Source organism: Rahnella sp. Larv3_ips (genome assembly GCF_003697865.1).
Classification (GTDB): domain Bacteria; phylum Pseudomonadota; class Gammaproteobacteria; order Enterobacterales; family Enterobacteriaceae; genus Rahnella; species Rahnella rivi.
Genome location: NZ_MJIB01000011.1, coordinates 193,819 through 194,902, shown reverse-complemented (window position 1 = coordinate 194,902; position 1,084 = coordinate 193,819). Strand labels below are relative to the sequence as shown.

Below are 1,084 nucleotides of genomic sequence, written 5' to 3'. Positions count from 1 at the left end.
CAGCCCTCGGAACTCTTTGCGATGTCGCTGACCGAGATTATCGGCTGGCGGCGTCGCGCGTTACTGCGTAGCGGAGCTGAAAGTGAGTAATTTACGTTTGCAGGTGCTGCTGAACGCCGTGGATCGGGCGTCGCGCCCTTTCCGCTCGGTGGAAAAAGCCAGTAAGGCACTCAGCGGAAACATCCGCAACACGCAGGACACCCTGCGAAATCTCAACGCGCAGGCGTCGCAAATCGACGGCTTTCGCAAGGCGAGCGCGCAGCTGGCCGTCACCCGTGCCAGCCTGAAAAAAGCCAAAGAGGAAGCCAGCCGGCTGTCGCAGGCGTTTGCCAATACCGCGAACCCGACGGCTAAGCAGACGCGGCTGATGGAGGCAGCGAAGCGCGCCGCCAGCGAGTTACAGGCCAAAGAAAACAGTCTGCGCAACTCCGTGCAGCGGCAGCGCGGCGCGCTGGAGTCGGCGGGGATTTCCACGCGGAACCTCGCCGCCGAGCAGCGCCGGTTACGAGCCAGCTCGCAGGAGGCGAACGCCACGCTTGCCCGTCAGCGGGAGGAGCTGGCAAGGCTGAACCGGCAGCAGCAGCGGCGGGAAAACAGCCGCAGGCGTTTTCAGGCAACCCAGCGCGCAGGCGACACTATCCGAAATAACGGCGCGGTAGCGATGGGCGTGGGTTCGGCGGCGCTGTATGCAGAGGGGAAATTTATCGCCCCAGGCATCACTTTTGATAAAGAGATGTCCGGCACACAGGCGATCCTCGGGCTGGATAAAACCGACAAAAAGCTGGCGGCTATCCGGCAGCAGGCGCGCGATATCGGCGGAAGTACGGCATTTTCGCCGATGGACGTTGCGCGCACGCAGGGCGTACTTGCCCGCTCCGGCTATAACGCCGACTCCATTCTCAGCTCAACCGAATCAACGGTGAACCTGTCGCTGGCTTCGGGGATTGATATCGCCGACGCCGCCGACATCGTCACAAACATGCAGTCGGCGTTCAACATCCCGATGGATCAGATTAAGCGCGTCTCTGACGTGATGACCAAAGGGTTTACCAGCTCGAACACCAACCTGATTGAGCTGGGCGAA

2 protein-coding genes are annotated in these 1,084 nt (G+C 61.5%); both read left to right on the top strand.

Translation table 11 applies throughout. The annotated features are described in order from the left end of the window. Nucleotides 1-21 precede the first annotated feature (21 nt). Nucleotides 22-90, top strand: a complete 69-nt coding sequence (locus ED901_RS15795) for a GpE family phage tail protein (RefSeq protein ID WP_371414314.1) — start codon at nucleotides 22-24, stop codon at nucleotides 88-90. Further along, the coding region (locus ED901_RS15790) for a phage tail tape measure protein (protein ID WP_122096492.1) at nucleotides 83-1,084 on the top strand (1,002 nt) is incomplete at its 3' end. The genes ED901_RS15795 and ED901_RS15790, both read left to right, overlap by 8 nt.